The organism is Chryseobacterium sp. DT-167 (assembly GCF_058310155.1).
The window spans coordinates 66,652-88,726 of record NZ_JBZEEQ010000004.1; the positions used below are offsets into that span (position 1 = coordinate 66,652).

The following is a 22,075-nucleotide window of genomic DNA, read 5'->3' on the forward strand; positions in this document are numbered from 1 at the left end:
ACCAGATTCTTCCATAAAAAAACCTTCCCGGAAGCTGAGAAGGTTTAATAATATAATTTAACAAAAAAATTAATGGAACTGTGCCGTTTCCGTAGAATCTTTCATGGCAACCGTTGCAGAAGAACCATTCGTAACAACATTCTGAATCTCATCAAAATAACCCGTTCCTACAAAAGACTGATGTTTTACCGCTCTGAAACCTTTGTTCTGTAAAGCAAATTCACGTTCCTGCAATTCAGAATATCCTGCCATTCCTCTTTCTTTATAAGCTAAAGCCAACTCAAACATCGCCGTATTCAACGCATGGAAACCCGCCAAAGTAATAAACTGGAATTTATATCCCATTTTTGCCAGTTCTTCTCTGAAATTCAGCATCTCATCAACTGAAAGTTTCGCAGCCCAGTTGAAAGATGGCGAACAATTGTAAGCCAACATTTTATCAGGAAATTTTGCATGAATTCCTTCTGCAAATTTTCTTGCGTAATCTAAATCAGGATTAGAGGTTTCCATCCAGATCAAATCTGCGTATGGAGCATAAGATAAACCTCTGTCGATTCCCTGTTCTACTCCATTTTTCACTACATAAAACCCTTCTGAAGTTCTTTCTCCTGTTATAAATTTCCTGTCTCTTTCGTCGATATCCGAAGTCAGAAGATCTGCCGCATCTGCATCTGTTCTAGCAACAATTACACTCGGAACACCTGCAACATCAGAAGCCAAACGCGCTGCAATCAACTTATTGATCGCCTCCTGAGTCGGAACTAAAACTTTTCCGCCTAAATGACCACATTTTTTCGCAGAAGACAACTGATCTTCAAAATGTACTGCTGCCGCTCCCGCTTCGATCATTTGCTTCATCAATTCATAGGCATTAAGATTTCCACCAAAACCAGCTTCAGCATCAGCAATAATCGGAACTAAATATTCTTTTTCTCCACCTCCATTCACCGACTGAATCTGATCTGCTCTCAATAAAGCATTATTTATTTTTTTCACCACAGAAGGTACTGAGTTCGCAGGATACAACGATTGATCAGGATACATTTCACCAGATAAATTAGCATCTGCTGCAACCTGCCATCCTGAAAGATAAATCGCCTCTAAACCTGCATCAACTTCCTGAACGGCCTGATTTCCCGTCAAAGCTCCCAATCCGGCAACAAAATCCTGATTGTTTAATTGTTCCCAGAATTTCTTTGACATTTCTGTTGCGATTGTATACTCTAATTTGTAAGAACCACGTAGCTTCAATACATCTTCTGCTGTATAAGGTCTTTTTATTCCATTCCAGCGAGGATTTGTCAACCAGTCCTGCTCTAAATTCTGAATTTGTTCTTGTCTTGTTTTCATAATATTTGGATTTTTTAATTTTATTTTAAATTTTAAGATTCGTCAGTTTGAGTGAAATCCTGAAAGAATTTTGTATAGAAAACTTGTAGAACTATAATAACTTCTCGATACGATTTTTTCAAAATCTACTCGAAGTGACGAAGCCTATATTTTTAAATTAAATAAATGGATAAGCTTTCAATGTTAGAAATTCTTCAAATTCTTCACAGAAAATCAATTCATTAAAAAGTTCTTTTGCCAAATTGAATTTTCCGTTTCTGAAACGTTTTTCACCAACATATTTTTCAATACGCTCCATTTCTTCAAATTCCCACTGAAGAATCATTTCTCTTGTCAGCACTCGATCATCACTTAAAACAGCATCATTTTTCAGCCACTGCCAGATTTGAGTTCTTGAAATTTCTGCAGTTGCAGCATCTTCCATGAGATTATAAATTGCTGCTGCTCCGGTTCCCATCAACCAACTTTCGATATATAAAATCCCAACATTGATGTTTTTCCGAACTCCATTTTCTGTAATTTCCCCTTTTGGGATTTCCAGTAAATCGCTTTCATTAATGTGATAATCAAATTTTTTATCAATCTGATTTTTCGAAGGCATGTATTGATCGAAAATATCCTTTGCTACAGAAACCAATGCAGGGTGAGCTACCCAAGTTCCGTCGTGACCGTTTTTCACCTCACGTTCTTTATCGTTTCTCACTTTTCCGAAAGCCTGACTATTCGCTTCATAATCATTTTTAATAGGAATTTGTGCTGCCATTCCACCGATGGCGTGGACATTTCTTTTGTGACAGATTTCAATCACTCTTTTAGAATAAGCACTCATAAAAGGGGAAGTCATCGTCACCTGATCTCTGTCCGGAACAATAAACTGGGGAAGATTTCTGAATTTTTTAATGAAAGAAAAAATATAATCCCATCGTCCGCAATTCAAGCCGGAGCTGTGTTCTTTTAATTCAAATAAAATTTCATCAATCTGAAAAGCAGCGGTGATCGTTTCAATTAAAACGGTTGCTTTAATCGTTCCTTGTGGAATTTCAAGATAATTTTGGGCAAAAACAAAAACTTCATTCCACCAACGTGCTTCTTTGTAATGCTCTAATTTTGGGAGATAAAAATAGGGTGCACTTCCATTTTCCAACAATTGCTTTGCGTTTCTGAAAAAGTAAATTCCAAAATCGACTAATGATGCAGAAGCCTGTTCGTCATTGATTTCAATATGTTTTTCGTTTAGATGCAAACCTCTCGGACGAACCAATAGAGCTGAAATTTTTGCATTTAGCTGATAAGATTTTCCCTGCTCATTCGTAAAATCAATTTCCCGGTTGATTGCATCAGAAAGATTGATTTGTCCTTCCATACAATTATTCCAGGTCGGAGAATTGCTGTCTTCAAAATCTGCCATAAAAGTAGACGCACCCGAATTCAAAGCATTAATGATCATTTTTCTGTCAACCGGACCTGTAATTTCTACTCTTCGATCCAACAAATCCTGTGGAAGCGGGGAACAAACCCAATTTCCGTCTCTGATTTCTTTAGTTTCTGATAAAAACTCTGGAAGATTTCCTTTATCAAATTCTAGCTGAGTTTTTTTTCTTTTCTCTAAAAGTTCTAATCTTTTGGTATTGAAATTTTGATGAAGCTCGATCAGAAAATTATTCAATTCCGGAGTAAAAACCGCTTCAAACCGCTTCTGACTATTTATTTTTAATTGAGTTTTGGTTTTCATAATTTATATTTTTATGATTTAACATGACAAACTTAAATAAAAACTTTCACATACAGCGAACGTTCGCTAAATATTTTAAAAAATTATTATGCGAATAATCGCTTCTATTATTTATATTTGAATAATGAATTCGGATAGTGACTTTATCAAAACGGTTTTCGGACTAAAACTGAAACAGCAGCGACAAAAGAAAAATTGGTCTTTGCAGGATCTTGCTGTGAAGACAGGTTTATCAAAATCTTATCTTAATGAAATTGAGAACGGAAAAAAATATCCGAAACACGATAAAATCATTCAGCTTTCTGAAGCTCTGAGCTGTACTTTTGATGACTTAGTCTCTACTAAACTCGATAAAAGTTTAGCCCCTTTTAATGAAATATTGCAGTCAGATTTTTTCAAAGAAGTTCCTTTGGATCTTTTCGGAATTAATAAGAACAATCTGATCAGTATTATCAGTGATGCACCCAAAAAAGTGACCGCTTTTATTAATGCATTGATAGAAATTTCACAAAATTATAACTTAGGAAAAGAAAGATTTTACTTTGCTGTCCTACGGTCTTTTCAGGAATTATATGACAATTATTTTCCTGAAATTGAAGAAAAAGTGATTCAGTTTGCACATGAAAATCAACTAAAGATCAGCAAAAATTTAAAGTCTGAAATTTTAGAAACGATTTTAATTGAAAAGTTTAATTATGCAATTCAAACTGAAAATTTTGAAACGTATGGAAATTTAGATTATCTCCGTTCTCTATTTATTCCTGAGAAAAAATTGTTGTTACTTAATAATAAACTTGAGAAAGATCAGAAAACTTTTATTCTGGCGAAGGAAATCGGTTTTAATGTTTTAGAACTAAAAAACCGTCCCAACACCTATTCCTGGATAGACTTCGGAAGTTTTGAAGAAATTTTAAATAATTTTTATGCTTCTTATTTTGCAGGAGCATTGCTGATTTCAAAAGAACAAATTATTGAAAATACTTCTAATTTTTTCTCACAAAACAATTGGGAACCAAAAAGTTTTGAAAACCTCATCGAAAATTTCACCAATTCTCCGGAAACATTTTATTACCGATTAACGAATGTTCTGTCTTCGGAATTGGGAATCAGAGATTTGTTTTATTTATGTTTAGTTAAAAAGAAAAATTCAGATAAAATTCAGATTTTAAAAGAGTTACACCTCAATCATCAACAAGCTCCACACGCAAATGCAACGAATGAGCACTATTGCAGAAGATGGATTGCTGTGAAAAATCTTGATCATTTGAAAGAAAATGAAACTTTGACCGATGCTCAAATTTCCCACTATAAAGATCAGGGGATAAGTTATTTAGTGATTTCTACCTCTCAGAAAAATCCGTTTTCTGACGGGAGCAACAGAAGTTATTGTCTGGGAATTTTACTGAATACGCAAACGATCAAAAAAATCAATTTTATAAAATCTCCTACTTTGAAAACCATCAATGTTGGCGTGACCTGCGAATCTTGCAGTATTGCAGATTGTGAGGTGAGACAAGCTCCACCAATTCGTCTTGAGAAGGATTATTTTAATTTAAGTATGAAAAATTCGGTTGAAAAAATCAGGAAAGAAATTTTATAAATTTTATTAAATTTGTGATTCAAACACACAAATGATTTTAGATTTATTATTTCCAAATCGCTGTATTCACTGCAACAGAATTGCAAACGCCGATGTGATTGTTTGCAATACCTGTTTTGAACACATTCACTTCACTCATTCTGAATATTCTGAAGAAAACAATCTTAAGGAAAAATGTAAATTACTTTTTCCCGTTGAAAATGCTTACGCTTTGATGCAGTTTGAAAAGGAGAATCTGAGCAGAAAGATTATTCACGAATTAAAATATAAAAGCAGAGAGAAAACCGGAAAGATTCTCGCTGATTGGGTAACCGAACGATTGGATTTTAAAAGCGGAAAACCTGATTTATTGGTGAGCGTTCCACTGCATCCGAAGAAGAAAAAGGAAAGAGGTTACAATCAGCTTCACCTTTTTACAAAAATTTTGTCAGATTTTTATGAAATTCCGCAAGATCATGATTTGATCAAAAGAAACCATTATTCTAAAGCTCAGGCTTTGAAAGATAAAAAAAATCGTCTGGAAACCATAAATACTTTTTCGCTTACTAAAGGAATTTCAGGAAAACACATTTTGCTGATTGATGATGTTTTTACCACTGGAAATACGCTTGCAACGATTGCATGGGAAATTTTAAATTCAGGAAACAATAAGATAAGTATTTTGGTGATGGCAATGGACGAATAACTTTACGGAATGTTTTTCTGACAAAATTTTAATTCTTTATTTCAGATGTTTTTGCTAATTTTCGGGAAACTAATTAGTTATGAAAAACCTGATTTTATTGCACGGAGCTTTAGGTCACAGTGATATTTTTAAGCCCTATTTAGAAAAGCTCTCAATATATTTCAACATTTATACCCCTTTATTTTCCGGACATGGAGATATCAATTTATCTGAAGGCGGGATTACCATTGAAAAATACACACAAGAATTAGCTGAATTTATTGAAAAAGAAAACCTTCAGGATGTTCATATTTTCGGGCACAGTATGGGAGGTTATGTTGCTCTTTGTTATGCTTTGGAAAATCCATCAGCTGTAAAATCGATCATGACCTTAGGAACAAAATTTGACTGGACGGAAGAACAGGCCTTGAAAGAAAGCAGAATGCTAAATCCTGATGTTATTATTGAAAAAATCCCCAAATATGCTGAACAATTAGAAAACCAGCACGGCAGTCAATGGAAACAATTACTTCACGCCATTGCCGGAATGATGATTTCTTTAGGTAAAAATCCACCTCTGAAAAATGATAATTTATCTGCACTTGACATTCCGGTTCAGATCATGATCGGTGATAAGGATAATATGGTAAGTCTGGAAGAAAGCATCAATGTTTATAAGATAATTCCGTATGCAAAATTAGCTGTACTTCCTGATACAAAACATCCTATGGAAAAAGTACGAACAAGTTTATTATTTAATTTAATGAAAGATTTCTGGAATATACCTTAATTATCTCTGAAGCTTCTCCCCATAACTTAAATCTCCGGCATCGCCCAAACCCGGAGTGATGTAACCTTTTGACGTTAAGTTTCCGTCAATAGCTCCCACCCATATTTTTGCTTGCGGATAAGCTTTCTCAATAGTTTCTACACCTTGTTTTGAAGCAATTGCTGCAACAATGTGAAGTTGAGAAGGTTTTCCATGAGTTAAAAGATCTTTCAGGGCTTCAATTAAAGAAGCTCCTGTTGCCAACATCGGATCTGCAACGATCAAAGGTCTTCCTTCAATACTTGGACAAGTGAGATAATCCTGTTTTATAGAAAAATAATCATTGGCATCATGCTTTCTGTAAGCCGCCACAAAACCGCAGTCTGCTTTGTCAAAGTAATTTAATATTCCTTCAAATAAAGGAACTCCTGCACGCAAAATCGTTGTAATCACCGGTTGAACAACAATTTCCTGAACCTTTATTTTATTTAAAGGAGTTTGTATTTCAATTTCTTTGGTTTCTAAATCTTTAGAAATTTCAAAAGCGGCAATTTCTCCGATGCGTTCCATATTTCTGCGGAATCTCATTCGGTCATGCTGAATTTCTACATTTCGAAGCTCGTTAATCCATGAATTAACTAAAGAAAACTGTTGTGACAAAATCGTAAGCATGCTGATATAAAGTTTTAGTTATGTCGAGAAAGCAAATTTCATAATTCAAAATAACGGATATTTTCCTAGAAACTGCATTAAAAATCTTAATTTTTATAAATGAACTTAGCTTTAATTATACCATTTAAAATTCTATTTTTGTATTCTAATATCTTAATATGACTAGAAAAAAAATCTATATTCTTTTAATTCTCAATGTTTTCTCTGTAACATCGGCTCAAATCCCTACAAGATCTGAATATTCTGAAACATATTCTTCTCCAGTAAAACCACCCAGTCCTTTAGTTGAAATAGAGGGTGAAGAATTTTATTCTGCTGATAAAACTAAAAAAGGTTTAAAAATAAAAAATAAGGTGATTCTAGAACCCGTTTATGATGATATCAGTATTCTCTATACTTATCCGAAAAAATTAATTCAAGTGAAAAAAGGGAATAAACTCGGAGTTTTTGACCTCAATGGTGTAAACCTCATCCCTACAGATTTCACAGAAATCAATAATGAAGGATTAAATATTTTCATCACAAAAAAAGAGAAAAACATTTCAATATTTGATCTCGAAAAAAAGAAAACCATCTTTAGCGGAAATTACAGCAAACTGATTTTACACAACCAAAACAGCGCGCTCGTAGAAGACATTTCTGGCAACCAATTTATTGTATTTGATGACGGAAAAAAGATTAAAAATGATTTTGAATCTTTAGATTTTTATCAAAACGTAATTGTAGTAAAGAAAAATAACAAATTCGGGATTTTGAATTCTAAAGAAAACCCGGCTTACGAGTTTGATCAATTATTTATCCCAAATCTTAAAGGTTCAAAATACGGTAACAATATAAAATATTCAATGGGGATTAAAAATTTTGTAGCTGTGAAGAATAAGCTTTATGGTCTTGTAGATATTACAGGAAAAACAAAACTTCCACTAGAATACACCAATATTACTACAGATGAAAGAATTGAAGGATTTAAGCTTGAAAAAGATAAAAAAATAGGTCATTATTTTGATGAAAATAAAATAATGAAGCCAGAATACCACACGATTTACCGCGATGCTTTTTCAGATTATCTTACACTTGGTAAAGACGGGAAATATGGCGTCGTAAACTACTCTACACTCAAAACAATTGTACCCATGATTTCTGAAGAGCATATTATCAGAATGAACAATGGATATAAAATAAAGCAAAACCAAAAATATGGATGGTATGACAGAGAAGGAAATCAAATTTTAATGCCGATCTACGATCAAATCGACGAATATTATGATTCTGATTACCTTTTAGGTATACAAAAACAAAACAAAAAAGGAATTTATGACCTTAGAAAAAAACAGATTTTAGTTCCTGCAGAATTTAGCGAAATTACTGACCACTACGCCGGATTCTTAGTAGGAATTAACGAAAACGAAGTTGATAGACGTATTGTTTCAAGGGATTTTACTCTAATGGATTTGAATGGAAAAAAACTTCTTGACAACAAATTTTCTTGGCTGGAAAAAAGTCCGCAGAAAAAATCAAAAATTATATTTGCTAAAAAAAATAGTGGCTTTAGTATTCTCTCTTCAAAGGGCACGATTTCTCTCGACAATATTTCAGACTACAATTATATTTATGATGAAAATAATTTAATTGATCCTAACCCACAGAATAACAATGCATTATTATATTTAAAAAATAATCAGAATAAATTTGCCATTTATGATGAATTCTCAGAAAAATTAAAATCAGATTTTGTCTATGATGAAATTAAACAAAAATTTGAGAATAAAAACACTTACTTAATTGTTTCAAAAAACAAAAAATTCGGGATTATTGACCAAGACAACAAGGTGATTCTCAACTTTATGTATGATGATCTTTCCTTTAATCTTTTACAAAATTACAAAGACAATTCTCAAACTGTGATTGCCAAAAAAAATGGTAAATATGGATTGGTAGATTTTTCCGGTAAAGAAATAATTCCTTTCATCTATACAAACCTTGAGAGAATTTCGGGAGAGAATTTTAAAGCAAAAACCGGAAAAAATTATGTCCTAATTAATTCAGAAAATAAAATTTTAAACAACGGTCCTTTTGACGAAATCAGCAATTTCGAAAACGGAAAAGCACTTACTTTTTACGCACAAAAGGCTAAAGAAATTGACAAACAAGGAAATTTTACAAAACTTGAAGAAGATTTTGGTCCACATGTTGGTTTCAAAACTTTCGATGAATTAAAATTTGGTTTTCTAAAAATGCTTGATAGTAAAACAGATCAGGAGGTGAGAGATTTTGCAAAAAAAATTGCACCGTCTCCTCAAATGATTTATTTTTTAAAGTCAAGCACTTTCAAAAATAGAACCAATTATCTAGATTACGAATCTGTTGTCAACTACTATTACAGCGAACTTTTAGAATTTAAAAACAAAAAGCACGAACACATGTATACAAAAGAAAGATTATCTGAAGTGAGAGATTATAATGTATACAATGAATCATTACTAACAACCTACAGAAATGGAACTCAAGATTACGGCGCATCGATGGCGGAGAAGTATCTGCGAAACAGCTTTAAACTAAACGGATATTGGATCAGCAGCAGATTTTTATATATTAGATAATTAATTAAAATAGTATATCAACAAAAATAAATCCCTCTCAGAAAATTACTGAAAGGGATTTTATTTTTGTGATTTTAAATCGAAATGAATACGATTATTTTTGTCTGAAATACACTTCAATCGGAACTCCGGTGAAGCCAAATTCTTTTCTCAACTGATTTTCTGTAAACCTTTTATACGGTTCTTTTACATACTGGGGTAAATTACAGAAAAATACAAACTGTGGCGATGGTGTCGGAAGCTGCACACAATATTTAATTTTGATAAACTTTCCTTTGTTGGCCGGTGGTGGAGTACGTTCGAAAATAGGAAGCATTACTTCATTTAATTTTGAAGTTTTGATCTTCTTCTTACGGTCTTCATATACAACCATTGCCATTTCAACTGCTTTTAAAATTCTCTGTTTCGTTAAAGCTGAAACAAAAAGAATCGGAATATCGCTGAACTGACCGATTTTATCTCTGATTGATTTTTCGAAATCTCTTACGGTATTTGTTGTTTTATCTTCAACCAAATCCCATTTGTTGACAACGATCACAATTCCTTTTCTGTTTTTCTGAGCAAGACCGAAGATATTCATATCCTGAGATTCCCATCCTAAAGTCGCATCAACCATAATGATCACGACATCAGAAAACTCGATTGAACGGATAGACCTCATTACAGAATAAAATTCCAGATCTTCATTTACTTTAGACTTTCTTCTCATTCCGGCAGTATCTACCAACACAAACTCGTGACCGAATTTATTGTAAAGCGTTTGAATACTGTCTCTTGTAGTACCGGCAACATCGGTTACGATATTTCTGTCCGCATCAAGCAAAGCATTCGTCAAAGTAGACTTCCCTACGTTTGGACGACCTGCAATGGTGATTTTCGGAAGACCTTCGAAAGGATCTTTATAATCTGTAGTTGGAAAATCATTAACTACATCATCAAGAATCTCCCCGGTTCCTGAACCTGTAGCTGATGATAATGTGTAGTATTTTTCGATTCCTAACTGATAAAATTCCGTAGCAGCTAATTCTTCTTTAGCAGAATCTACTTTATTAATAACAATATAAACCGGCTTTTTTGCTCTTCTCAGCATCTCATGAATCTCGTAGTCTGTGTCTGTAAGACCTTCCTCTACGTTCATCATAAAAATAATTGACGTTGCTTCGTCAATAGCAAGCTGTACCTGTTTTGAAATTTCTTCCTGAAAAACGTCTTCGCTGTTTACTTCATAACCACCTGTATCAATGACAGTGAAGTCTACCCCATTCCAGTCAGATTTTCCATAATGACGGTCTCTGGTAACTCCGGAAGTTGAGTCTACAATAGCTTCTCTTCTTTCAAGTAAACGATTAAAAAGTGTGGATTTTCCTACGTTGGGACGCCCAACGATTGCAACAATATTTGACATAAAAAATGTTTAATAACCCTTGAGACTATACTCAGGATCAGATTATCAATGGGTTACTCCAGCTATTGGAGCCCAATTTTTTTGCAAAGATAAGGTTTTATTATTTAGAATTAGAAACAGATTCTCTAAATATTTAATTAACAGATATATACTCAATTTTTTTTCTTACTTTTATAGTTAGGCATGAGATATGGTTTATCAATATTCAGCTTATCAATTTAGTTATGAAAAAAATACTTATTATATTGCTGGTTGCATTTATCATCATTCAGTTTTTTCCGATTGACAAAACCAATCCTCCTGTAAATAAAGGAATGGATTTTTTGAGAATTAAAAACACTCCGGAAAATATTGCAAAGATTATTAATACATCGTGTTACGATTGTCATTCGAATGAAACGAAGTATCCGTGGTATTCCAGCATTGCTCCCTCGTCATGGTTTTTGAGAAACCACATCAATGAAGGTAGAGAAAATTTAAATTTCTCCACATTTGCAATGTATGAATCCAAAAGACAAATACACAAAATGGAAGAATGTATTGAAATGATCGAAAAGAAAGAAATGCCTTTAGAATCATATTACATCGGACATCAGGATGCTAAACTGACTGATCAGCAAAGGAAAGAACTTGTTACTTATTTTAAGAAACAGATAGAAGATACCAAGATAAAAATGCAATAAAAACATCATGCAGGAAAACTGGAGCGATAAACATATCGTATTCTTTGACGGTGAGTGTGGCGTCTGTAATTTTTGGGTTCAATGGATTCTGGAAAGGGATAAAAATGACCAGTTTATGTTTGCTTCTCTACAATCGGGATTTGGGCAGAAATTCCTTTCTGAAAGAGGCTTGGAAACCAAACAATTCAACACCCTATATCTCTGGAAACCCAAAAGCTATTACCTCACAAAATCTCAAGCAGTTCTAAAAATTGCAGGTTTACTTGGCGGAATTTACAAGCTTTCGGCAATCGGAAAAATATTTCCTTCCTTCTTCCGAGATATGATTTACGATAAAATTTCGAAAAACAGAATGAAACTGGCAAATCAAAAATGTTATCTGCCTACCCCTTATCAAAGAAAGAAATTTATTGAGATTTAATTTTTTAACTAAATAATTAACCGCAAAGTTGTCTTTCCGGAGGAATCTAAATTATTTAAGATTACGATGTTGAGATTCCTCCGGAATGACAAACTTAATATAATAATGAAGACTGCCTCATTAATGAAGCAGCCCTCTTTTTATGCCGTAGACTTCACTGATTACACAGATTCTTCCTGACGGAAATAAAATTAATTACTGATTGAGCGACCAGACTGAGTAACTGTTCGGCGGACACTGAATTTTCACCCATTTATCTCCCTGAGTTGTAGGATACCATGATGAATGACCTGTGAAATCTTTGATCTGCTGACTCGCCCAGTTGGTCTGGATCCATCTTTCCTGCCAATTTGACGAACTGTTGATATAGACAACCAGTCCCGGATTTCCGTTGTAGCCGTTTCTTCTTGCAATATATTCATCATTATCAGTGTAAAGAATAGAAGTGTTTCCTGTGGCTTTGTTGTTGTGAATCCAGATCAGATTATTCAGTCTTTCTTTGTTTAGCCATTCTTCATAATCTCTGTAAAAAATCGTAGGATAACCTTCATGAGTTAAAATATAAGCGTAAGCCAGATTTTTATTATAGATAACATCGGTATCATGATTAGCAACAAATGTCACTGCTTTGTAAGGATTTCTTTTCCACATCATATCGTCATTCAGAACATTCAGATTTCCGTTATCAAAAGCTTCGTCCATCTTATAATAAGCTGCAAAGTCAAATACCGAACTGTTTGCATTATTTGCCCACCATTCTAAAGTATTTACATTAGAATCCCATAATTCTCCGACAGAAAATCCGCCGACATTAGAATTCCAGTTATTGACAACCCATGGACCGAAACCTTTCACATAATCAAATCTCCAGCCGTCAAATTTCATCACGTTTTTGTAGTACTTCCCTACAGAATCTTCACGCTCCCAAAGCCAGTTCTGAACATACGGATTTGCATGACAAAGATCCGGAAAACCACCAAAAGCCCCTTCGTCATTATTACCGTAAGAGTTTTTGTAAAAATCATTATAACTTCTCTGGAATTTACCCGAGGCAACACCTGAAAAATCTGTCCATGTGTTTGTTCCCGTGAAAGGGTTTGCCTGGGATTGTCCGCCACTGTTATGATTAATTACAATATCGGCATACACCTGCATATTTTCAGCGTGAGCTTTTGTAATTAATGCTTCCAGTTCTGTTCTGGATCCGAAACGGGTTTCTATACTTCCATTTTGATTATAATTTCCGAAATCATAATAATCTGTAGGATCATAACCCATCGAGTAGGCGCCGTTCTGTGCTTTTGAAGCCGGTGGAAGCCAGATTGCACTCATTCCTGCATTTGACCAATCGGTAACTTTATCTTTCACAGTATTCCACCACGTTCCGCCATCCGGAACATCCCAGTAAAAACCCTGCATCATTACTCCGCCACCGGGACCTGCAACAAATTTCCCGTTTAACGGACTGGTATTTCCTGTACTGAAAGGTTTACCGTCATGAGTGGTTACATTGACTGTTTTGTCATGAATCTCAAATTGTTTCGGGGTTTCGCTGATGATTTCGTCATTGTTCTGACATGAGTTCATAAAGCCTAAAGCTAATACTGAAACCAAAAAATGTGTTTTTTTCATACAAAAGGTATTTAATTATTATACTGACAACTAAATTACACTTTTTGCGAAATAAATTTCATAAAATTGAAAATAATTTGCTTTACCAATAAACTTGGTTTGTAAATTGTTATACCATTTTTATTAAAAAACTATAAACTTTTAACTTTTTCAGAACATTTTTTTTATTAATCCATATATTTGCATATTATGGAATACAATACCCAAAGAACCCAGCTTAATATGCCGGAATATGGCAGAATTATCCAACAACTGGTTGAGCGTTGCAAAGAGCTTTCTACAAAAGAAGAAAGAAACGAAATGGCAATGGCGATCATTGATTTTATGGGCCAGAGAAACCCACAATTGCGTGACGAAGAAAATTACAAACATAAACTTTGGGATCATTTATATATTTTGGCTAAACATAATCTGGACATCGATCCTGTTTACCCATTCCCAACCAAAGAAGAGCTTGAGGAAAAACCAAAAAAAATGGAATACCCTAAACTTCAGGGAGATTTTAAATTTTATGGAAAAAGCATTCTTCAATTGATAGAAAAAGCAATAGAACTGGAGCCTGGAGACGAAAAAGAAGCTCTGATCGAGGTAATTGCCAACAATATGAAGAAATCTTATAATGTTTATAATAAAGAACACGTAACCGATGATGTGATTTTCCGTCATCTGAAAGAACTGTCATCCAACAGACTTGATTTAACGAATATTGAATCTCTTGAAAAGAGCAAAATCTATTACGCAACAGCCAACCGTAATAATCTCAACAAGAACAATAATAACAGAAATCAGGGCAATACTAACAATAATTTAAACAAAAGAAGATTTACCAATAACAACAATAATAAGAATAGAAGATAATGAGTGGGACATTTCAAATAAGAGGAGGAAAAAGACTGCAAGGTGAAATCACTCCACAAGGGGCAAAAAATGAAGCTCTCCAAATCTTATGTGCGGTTTTGTTAACTGATGAGGAAGTAAGAATAAAAAATATTCCGGACATTCATGATGTCAACAGGCTGATTGAGATTTTAGGAGATTTCGGGGTAAAAGTAACTAAAAATGCACATGGTGACTTCACTTTTAAAGCCGATGATGTCAATTTCGATTATATTAAATCTAACGAATTTAAAAAAGACGGCGCAAAACTGAGAGGATCGATCATGCTGATGGGGCCGATGCTGGCTCGCTACGGCGAAGCTTATATGCCGACTCCGGGAGGTGACAAAATCGGAAGAAGAAGATTAGACACACACTTCCAGGGATTGGTAGAATTGGGTGCCGAATTTCACTATGACGAAAATGAATATTTCTATTCTTTAAAAGCCAAAGAACTTAACGGAAAATTTATCCTACTTGAAGAAGCATCCGTAACCGGAACTGCCAATATCGTAATGGCTGCAGCTTTAGCAAAAGGAAAAACAAGAATATACAACGCGGCATGTGAGCCCTATCTGCAACAGCTTTGCAAAATGCTGAACAGAATGGGAGCTCAGATTTCAGGAATCGGTTCAAATTTATTGACGATTGAAGGAGTTACTCATTTGAACGGAACAGAACACACCATGCTTCCTGACATGGTAGAAATCGGTTCGTGGATTGGTCTTGCAGCCATGACAAAATCTGAAATCACCATCAAAAATGTCAACTGGAACCAGCTTGGCGTTATTCCAAATACATTCAGAAAACTGGGAATTGAGCTTGAGCAAAGCGGGGACGACATTTACATTCCTTCTCAGGAACATTATAAAATTCAGAAATTTATTGACGGATCTATTCTTACAATTTCAGATGCGCCGTGGCCAGGATTTACACCAGATTTACTTTCTATCATTCTGGTAGTGGCAACTCAGGCAAAAGGAAGCATTCTGGTACATCAGAAAATGTTTGAGTCAAGATTATTTTTCGTTGACAAATTAATTGATATGGGAGCACAAATTATCTTGTGCGATCCACACAGAGCAACCGTTATCGGTTTGAATCAGGAATCACCACTTCGTGGAACCACAATGGTTTCTCCGGACATCCGAGCAGGAAATGCACTTTTGATTGCAGCGCTATCTGCGGAAGGAAAATCAATCATTCACAACATCGAGCAAATCGACAGAGGATATGAAAATATTGATGGAAGACTGAAAGCAATCGGAGCTGATATTGAGAGAATTTAGGTGTAGATTCCATTTAAATCTATAGATTTAATTAAAATAAAAAAGCGTTCGGAATTAATTTTCCGGACGCTTCTATTTTTTCTTAATCTTAATTAAAGACAATTAAAAATAAAAAAAGCGCTCAATAAATTGAACGCCCCTCAAACTATATGGACTTACAGCTTACGAATATTTTCTGCAGGTATAATCAACAGTGGTATTCATGAGTTTATTATTATTCAGGAAAAATTGAAGTTCCTGAGATTCTTCTGCATTTGCTTTGATATGTAATTGAAATGATCCGAAATTTGCCCCGTTCATATACTCCACATTTGCGCTCAGTACTTTATAACAGATTCCCATTTGCTGGTAAATCGCATTTAAAAGATGGTCAAATTTCATTTTCCCATTCAGTTCTACTTCGATGATCAAATCTTTTCTGATCAGGTGTACATTTTTTGGCAAATCCTGCAAATTTGGCGTAATCATAACTAAACAATTTTGTGATGAAACAATACTTTCTGAATTACATTTTTTGAAATATTTGATTATTAATTCCTGACAAAAATATAAAAAAATAATAGTCTACCAAATTAGTAGAGTATTATTTTTTAATTTTAACTAAAAAAGAGAAGATTTACATCTTCTCTTGGTATTTAAAGCTCTTTAATTCTGTCTAATTTCTCTGAAGCAGCAAGTCCGTTTGGATTACAACCTGGTTCGCCTTCCGGAACTTTGAGATTCTTTTTGGTGTAAAATTCTTTCCAAAATGAATTGGTTTTTCCAGTTTTGGGATCAATAAAAGTCATGGGTTCCAATTTAAAAATATGATCTTTTCTGAATGATCTTTCGATAAAATCTGAACAATAGTAAGAATTTTCGTCTAAAATATAATTGAAATTATAGGGTTTCCCCAACATTGAATTTGCATTTTCTATCGCTTTGGGAATAGTATTTTGAAATTCAGGTTTCAGTCTGTAAACAACAATTTTTTGTCCTTCTATTGCCTGATCTCTCAAAAAATCAACTAAATTTTGTTTTTGAGATCCATTTTTTGGTGCTGCATGAAGGACGAAAACTCCATTTTTGTCCTTTTGTAAAATACCTATATGATCGAATGAGGCATTTTTTTGCTTTTGAGTAACATTGTTGATCGCTCCGGAAAGTCCGGATTCCTTCGCTGTCACAAACAGTAAGTCACCATTTTTCAGATCTGAGCCAATCGAATTTCTGCAACCGGAAAATAGAATTAAAACAAATAAGATCAGAAATGTTTGTAAAAAAAAATTACTTTTTAAGATTGTTTTCATAAGTATCGATCCATTCTTCAACAGTCATTTTTTTACTCAGCTCAGCGATTAATTCAAAAGGAATCTCGTCTGTTTTTTTGAAACGAATGCAGGATTTCCCCATATCCAGTTTTCTTTTTGAATATTTTGGAAATTCAGCTACAAACCAATCTAAAAGTTCAGGTTTTGCATAGATCCCCATGTGATACAATGCAATGAAATTTTTCTGTGAAGCCAAACTCATGAAAGGCAACGGAGTACCGGGAGTACAATGATAACCTGCAGGAAAGGTCTCTAAAGGCACATTCCAGCCAACCATTCCGTAACTTACTCCTTTTTTAAAACCTTCCGGTAAATTTTCGGTAATGGTATCAAAAAGCCTTTTAAAAATCTCCTGTCTTTCTTCAGGAAGTTTTGAAATATAATCTTCTACAGATGTTGCAGTAATTTGCATAGTATAACAGTTTTTGGATTTTCAAATTAACAAAATTTAAACTACATAAAAAAGCAGCCATACATTTGTACAGCTGCTAAATAAATAATTCAAAAATAAAGGTTATTTCTTGATTGCTTTTGAAACAGATTCTGTTCCGTCTCTGAAGCTTACTTTTACTAAATACATTCCTTCTTTCAATTCACCTACATGAATTTCTTTAGAGGCATCATCTACTTGTTTTACGATACGACCTGCGACATCATACACAGTCACTGATTTGACATCTTTCGTTTCAGAAATATAGAGTACATCTTTGAAAGGATTCGGATAAACTTTCACTTCTTTTTTAGCAGCAGTTTCAGATGTTGCCAGAGATGACTGTGTAATTGATATATCATCTAAGTACAAACGGTTTCTATCTGCTATAGAATAACAATTGAAGCCAAAGTAATAAATACCTGTTGTAGTAGGTGTGAAATTAATAGTTTCTGTTATTGCAGTCGTATTATTTGTAATATTCGGATAATCAGCAATTGCATTTGTCATAGCAGCAGCATCTGCGCTTGTTCCATATGCAACTTTCATTTTCTCAACATATGTTGTTCCTCCGTTATTTCCGTATTTATAACTAATCGTATATTGAGTTCCTGCCGTCAGATTAATTCCTTGTGTGTAGAACCATGTATTTGCCGCATTAGTACTATGATACAGATAACTTAAAACTTTAGAATTAAACCCATAACCTGCGGGAGAATTAGTTGCCCACATATTTCCTGTTCCTAAATTCTGAACTGTAGTACAATTTGCTAAAGCAGGTACTGTTACACTTTCAAAATCTTGAGTATAAGGAACATTTGTAGAAGTACAGGTTGTTGTAAATGTTGTTGGCGAGGCACTCCAAACACTTTTATCTGTTGCACTACAAACAGACCTTACCCAAGCATAATATGTAGTAGCACTTGCAAGCCCATTCAATGAAGCAGACAAAGTCGTTGATGTTGTAGAATTGGTCGCATTCAAAACCGTAGTAAAAGTAGGAGCTGTATTTGATGTACTATAATACACTTCATATCCGTTTGCAGGTGCTGTTGCAGGAGCCGTCCAACCAATATTTGCCGAATTAATCATGATATTGGATGATGTAACTGCAGTAGGCTCAACACAAGAAGGAATTTCTTGAACTGTAATATCATCTAAATAAACACTTCTAAAGGTACCTCCCAAACCATGTTTAAATGCTAATTGCAAATTAGATCCAGAAGGAATATTAACAGTATATTGTGTCTGAGTAGTAGTCAATGTAATAGCAGAACCAATTGGTGTAAAAGTAGTAGGATCTGCAGCATTCGATAGAGTACCTACCAATACTGTGTAACCCGCTGAACTACCTCTTGCATAAAATCTTACTCGTTTTGTACCACTTGATAGGTTCGTAGTTGGAGGTGAAACCAACATTTGACTTCCCGTATTATCAGATGAATTGTATAAATAATAAGAATTTGGCGAAGAGTAAGGAGAAGTTGTTGTTACATACCCATAACCTGCAGATGATGCGGTCTCTAAATATGACCAGCAGCTTGGAGCATTATTATTTGAAGAAGAACCTGTACTTGTTGTATCGAAATTCTCCGTATATGGGACTGTAAAGATAGAACAAGCTGTAGTGAAGCTCGTTGCGTATGCCCACTCTCCTGTTGTAGCACCACATTTTGATCTTACCCATACATAGTATTTAGTATTAGATACTAATACACCAATTGGCGTTGTAGTTCCAGTAACTCCAGCAACAGAAGGTGCAGTAGTGCTACTTGGCGCAACAGTGGCAGAAGTATAATATACATCATAACTACTTGGTGGCGTTGATGGTGCAGTCCAACTTACAGTGGCAGAAGTTGCAGCAATTGCAGATACTGTAATTGCAGTTGGTGCAACACAAGAACTATATTTATCTGCGGAAATAGCAAACACACTAAGTAATCCAGAACCAGATGTTTTAGTTAAAGCAACACTTGTGATCGTTTTGGATTGATTTGCAGCATTTATTGCCATAGGAATTTGATACATCCTAGGATTTGTACCACCAGCTGGATCGACTACATCAGTATCAATTTTCACTCTACCAATACCTTGTATTGCAAATCCGGTTCCATTATACCAATCTGCAACAGCTAAGTTGGTAAATGATTGAGTGGTACCATCACTAAAATTTACTACTGCACTCAAAACACCAGATCCACCTCCACCAGTAGTCAAGAGATATAAATTATTTGCAGCAGTAGCAGTCGTAAACGAAAGCGTTCCTGTATCACCAGTAGCACTTAATTTTAGAGTATTTTGACCAGTGTAAGGAGCAAGCTGATAAGTAAGTCCTTGCGTCGTAGTTACAGCACCCCAAAACTGACCATTAATTGGAAGTCCAAATGTAAGTACTGGACTTGCAGCTGTAGGTTGATAATCTTTGGACAAATAGGCATTATTTTCCGATGTAGAACTCCCATTGTCTATGGGGATAGTTGTACTTGATGCTGCTGGTCCAACGCCATTTGCAATTGCATCACCATTAAACCCGCCTGATAATGCTACAGGATAATAGTATTGTGCCGATAAACTTGCCGATGAGAGCAATAATCCCAAACTGGCGATTCCAAAAAATCGATTTATTTTCATATCATTAATTTAATATATGCGAAAGTAATAAAAAATCAACTTAAATCAATTTAAAATATTTATTTAATATTAAATTTTCAATATTTAAGAATAAAAACATAATTTTAATTCATTCAAAATATTAACAAAATTTCATTAAAAATAATTTAATTAATTAAATAAAATAAAATTTATGTTAAAATTTTAAATAGAATTTAAAATTCAATAAAATATAACATTCGCAACATAGTTTTCCTTATTAAGAATTTAATCCTATTTTTGTCACACAAATTTTAGTACAATGCCTAATATCTCAAACAGAGCACAACAGATGCCGCCTTCACCGGTAAGAAAACTGGTTCCTTTTGCCTTAAAAGCAAAACAAAGAGGAACGAAAGTATATCATTTAAATATCGGACAGCCAGATATCGAAACTCCGGAAACAGCTTTGAATGCTTTAAAGAACATTGATTTAAAAGTATTGGAATATGCACTTTCAGAAGGAAATATTGAGTACAGAAAAGCATTGACTGAATATTATCATTCGTTGGATTTTACAGACCTTACTCCCGACAACTTCATTGTAACAAACGGAGGATCAGAGGCATTAAACTTCGCAATCTCTACTCTGTGTGATGACGGCGATGAAGTAATCATTCCGGAGCCATATTACGCTAACTACAACGGATTTACAAGCACATTCAATGTAAACGTTGTTGCCGTACCTTCTATAATTGACACAGGATTTGCCTTACCTCCAATCGAAGAATTTGAGAAAAAAATTACTGCAAAAACAAGAGCAATCATTATTTGCAATCCCGGCAATCCCACAGGATATCTTTATACAAGAGAAGAACTTCAGCAATTAGCCAATATTGCTTTAAAATATGACATTGTCATTATTTCAGATGAGGTTTACAGAGAATATGTTTATGACGGAAAACAGCAAATATCCATGTTTGCTTTTCCTGAATTGGCAGAAAACTGTATCATTATCGATTCAGAATCAAAGCGTTATTCTATGTGTGGCGTAAGAATAGGATGTCTGATTACCCGTTCTAAAAAAATTCACGATGCCGCAATGCTTTTTGCACAGGCAAGATTAAGCCCTGTACTTTTAGGACAGATTGCCGCAACCGCTGCTCACCAAAATGACGGAGCTTACATCAGAGCCGTAAGAGAAGAATACACACACAGAAGAAATGTTTTGGTAGATTTACTAAATGCTATTCCAGGAGTAATCTGCCCGAAACCTAAAGGTGCATTCTACTGCGTTGCAGAACTTCCGGTAGACGATACCGAAAAATTTGCTCAATGGCTTCTTGAAAAATATTCTTTAAACAATGAAACCATCATGGTTGCTCCGGCAGGAGGATTTTACAGCAATCCTGAACTAGGAAAAAAACAGGTAAGAATTGCTTACGTCCTTAAAGAGGAAGATCTTAGAAAAAGTGCAGCCATTTTAAAAGATGCACTAGAAAAATATAAACTGGAATTTAATTTCTAAAGTAAAAATGGTGTCAGCAATAAAAAACAACGTTTTGAAAATATTTTTTTCAATGTTTTTATTGCTGACTTTTTTTTCATGCAGCAAAAAAACTTCAGACAATAATTCTTCATCAGGAAATCTGGAAGAAATTACCTTTATTGGATTATCCAACGTTGGTGGCGAACAAGGCAATTACAGAATCATTAAAATAACAAAAGATTCCATACACCTTGAAACAGGGATGAATGCAGGTGAAAAACACAAAGAGTGGCACAAAGCCATCACTCCTAAAACCTGGAAAAATCTGACTTCTTCATTTAAAATCAAAGATTTAAGCCTGATAGAAAGCTCACCAAGCATTCAGCATCTCGACGGTATAGATGAAACTTTTCAGATTAAAACCACAAAAAATTCTCACGTCTTCGTCAATGCTTACAGCGACACTCACTACAGACAATTTGAAGAATTTAAAATTAAACTCGAAAGTATACTTCCTAAACAACATCCGTAGATCTATATTTTTTGCTAAAAACAATTCAAAAA

The 22,075-nt window shown here is 34.3% G+C and carries 19 protein-coding genes; 10 read left to right on the forward strand and 9 right to left on the reverse strand.

Features of this window, described 5'->3' with window-relative positions:
* Window positions 1-69: 69 nt before the first annotated feature.
* The gene (gene aceA, locus AC4FQ5_RS07145) at window positions 70-1,350 is read right to left on the reverse strand and encodes an isocitrate lyase (protein WP_491141972.1); all 1,281 of its coding nucleotides are present in this window, start codon (window positions 1,348-1,350) and stop codon (window positions 70-72) included.
* A 157-nt stretch (window positions 1,351-1,507) separates the two neighbouring features.
* A complete protein-coding gene (gene aceB / locus AC4FQ5_RS07150) occupies window positions 1,508-3,082 on the reverse strand; it encodes a malate synthase A (protein ID WP_491141974.1) in 1,575 nt (524 codons plus the stop codon).
* 124 nt (window positions 3,083-3,206) lie between these two features.
* Here aceB and AC4FQ5_RS07155 point away from each other — a divergent pair, with 124 nt between their 5' ends.
* From AC4FQ5_RS07155 to AC4FQ5_RS07165, 3 genes are all read left to right on the forward strand, one after another.
* Entirely contained in the window at window positions 3,207-4,682 is a 1,476-nt protein-coding gene (locus AC4FQ5_RS07155; RefSeq protein ID WP_491141976.1) for a helix-turn-helix domain-containing protein, read from the forward strand.
* A gap of 31 nt (window positions 4,683-4,713) precedes the next feature.
* Complete coding sequence (locus AC4FQ5_RS07160; RefSeq protein ID WP_491141978.1) at window positions 4,714-5,367, forward strand: ComF family protein; 654 nt, start codon at window positions 4,714-4,716, stop codon at window positions 5,365-5,367.
* A 79-nt stretch (window positions 5,368-5,446) separates the two neighbouring features.
* Window positions 5,447-6,136: an alpha/beta fold hydrolase gene (locus tag AC4FQ5_RS07165; RefSeq protein ID WP_491141980.1), complete on the forward strand. Its 690-nt coding sequence runs from the start codon at window positions 5,447-5,449 to the stop codon at window positions 6,134-6,136.
* Here AC4FQ5_RS07165 and upp read toward each other — a convergent pair whose 3' ends face one another.
* On the reverse strand, window positions 6,137-6,787 hold the full coding sequence (upp, locus tag AC4FQ5_RS07170; RefSeq protein ID WP_491141982.1) for a uracil phosphoribosyltransferase: 651 nt from the start codon (window positions 6,785-6,787) through the stop codon (window positions 6,137-6,139).
* Window positions 6,788-6,945: 158 nt separating this feature from the next.
* Between upp and AC4FQ5_RS07175 the strand changes: the two genes are divergently transcribed.
* On the forward strand, window positions 6,946-9,387 hold the full coding sequence (locus AC4FQ5_RS07175; protein ID WP_491141984.1) for a WG repeat-containing protein: 2,442 nt from the start codon (window positions 6,946-6,948) through the stop codon (window positions 9,385-9,387).
* A gap of 94 nt (window positions 9,388-9,481) precedes the next feature.
* Here AC4FQ5_RS07175 and der read toward each other — a convergent pair whose 3' ends face one another.
* Window positions 9,482-10,792, reverse strand: a complete 1,311-nt coding sequence (gene der, locus AC4FQ5_RS07180) for a ribosome biogenesis GTPase Der (protein ID WP_300351787.1) — start codon at window positions 10,790-10,792, stop codon at window positions 9,482-9,484.
* A gap of 224 nt (window positions 10,793-11,016) precedes the next feature.
* Between der and AC4FQ5_RS07185 the strand changes: the two genes are divergently transcribed.
* Window positions 11,017-11,475, forward strand: coding sequence for a heme-binding domain-containing protein (locus tag AC4FQ5_RS07185; RefSeq protein ID WP_491141987.1), 459 nt, complete (start codon window positions 11,017-11,019; stop codon window positions 11,473-11,475).
* Between the two features lie 7 nt (window positions 11,476-11,482).
* On the forward strand, window positions 11,483-11,896 hold the full coding sequence (locus AC4FQ5_RS07190; protein WP_491141989.1) for a thiol-disulfide oxidoreductase DCC family protein: 414 nt from the start codon (window positions 11,483-11,485) through the stop codon (window positions 11,894-11,896).
* Window positions 11,897-12,091: 195 nt separating this feature from the next.
* Here the strand turns inward: AC4FQ5_RS07190 and AC4FQ5_RS07195 are convergent, their stop codons facing one another.
* Window positions 12,092-13,528 carry an alpha-amylase gene (locus AC4FQ5_RS07195; RefSeq protein ID WP_491141990.1) on the reverse strand — a complete coding sequence of 479 codons (1,437 nt, stop codon included), beginning with the start codon at window positions 13,526-13,528 and terminating at the stop codon, window positions 12,092-12,094.
* 189 nt (window positions 13,529-13,717) lie between these two features.
* Between AC4FQ5_RS07195 and AC4FQ5_RS07200 the strand changes: the two genes are divergently transcribed.
* Together AC4FQ5_RS07200 and murA are read left to right on the forward strand one after the other, a co-directional pair.
* Window positions 13,718-14,386 (forward strand): DUF4290 domain-containing protein, encoded by a 669-nt coding sequence (locus AC4FQ5_RS07200; protein WP_491141992.1) that lies wholly within the window; start codon window positions 13,718-13,720, stop codon window positions 14,384-14,386.
* Window positions 14,386-15,693, forward strand: a complete 1,308-nt coding sequence (murA, locus tag AC4FQ5_RS07205) for a UDP-N-acetylglucosamine 1-carboxyvinyltransferase (protein ID WP_491141994.1) — start codon at window positions 14,386-14,388, stop codon at window positions 15,691-15,693. Before AC4FQ5_RS07200 ends, murA begins: the two co-directional genes overlap by 1 nt.
* Window positions 15,694-15,855: 162 nt before the next feature.
* Here the strand turns inward: murA and AC4FQ5_RS07210 are convergent, their stop codons facing one another.
* From AC4FQ5_RS07210 to AC4FQ5_RS07225, 4 genes are all read right to left on the reverse strand, one after another.
* The gene (locus AC4FQ5_RS07210) at window positions 15,856-16,161 is read right to left on the reverse strand and encodes an NIL domain-containing protein (RefSeq protein WP_491141996.1); all 306 of its coding nucleotides are present in this window, start codon (window positions 16,159-16,161) and stop codon (window positions 15,856-15,858) included.
* A 167-nt stretch (window positions 16,162-16,328) separates the two neighbouring features.
* Window positions 16,329-16,982 (reverse strand): YiiX/YebB-like N1pC/P60 family cysteine hydrolase, encoded by a 654-nt coding sequence (locus AC4FQ5_RS07215; protein ID WP_491141998.1) that lies wholly within the window; start codon window positions 16,980-16,982, stop codon window positions 16,329-16,331.
* A complete protein-coding gene (locus tag AC4FQ5_RS07220; protein ID WP_491142000.1) occupies window positions 16,960-17,415 on the reverse strand; it encodes an iron chaperone in 456 nt (151 codons plus the stop codon). Before AC4FQ5_RS07220 ends, AC4FQ5_RS07215 begins: the two co-directional genes overlap by 23 nt.
* A 102-nt stretch (window positions 17,416-17,517) precedes the next feature.
* On the reverse strand, window positions 17,518-20,064 hold the full coding sequence (locus tag AC4FQ5_RS07225; protein ID WP_491142002.1) for a fibronectin type III domain-containing protein: 2,547 nt from the start codon (window positions 20,062-20,064) through the stop codon (window positions 17,518-17,520).
* A gap of 280 nt (window positions 20,065-20,344) precedes the next feature.
* Between AC4FQ5_RS07225 and AC4FQ5_RS07230 the strand changes: the two genes are divergently transcribed.
* Together AC4FQ5_RS07230 and AC4FQ5_RS07235 are read left to right on the forward strand one after the other, a co-directional pair.
* Entirely contained in the window at window positions 20,345-21,550 is a 1,206-nt protein-coding gene (locus AC4FQ5_RS07230; protein WP_491142004.1) for a pyridoxal phosphate-dependent aminotransferase, read from the forward strand.
* Between the two features lie 7 nt (window positions 21,551-21,557).
* Window positions 21,558-22,043 (forward strand): hypothetical protein, encoded by a 486-nt coding sequence (locus AC4FQ5_RS07235; RefSeq protein WP_491142006.1) that lies wholly within the window; start codon window positions 21,558-21,560, stop codon window positions 22,041-22,043.
* Window positions 22,044-22,075: the final 32 nt, after the last annotated feature.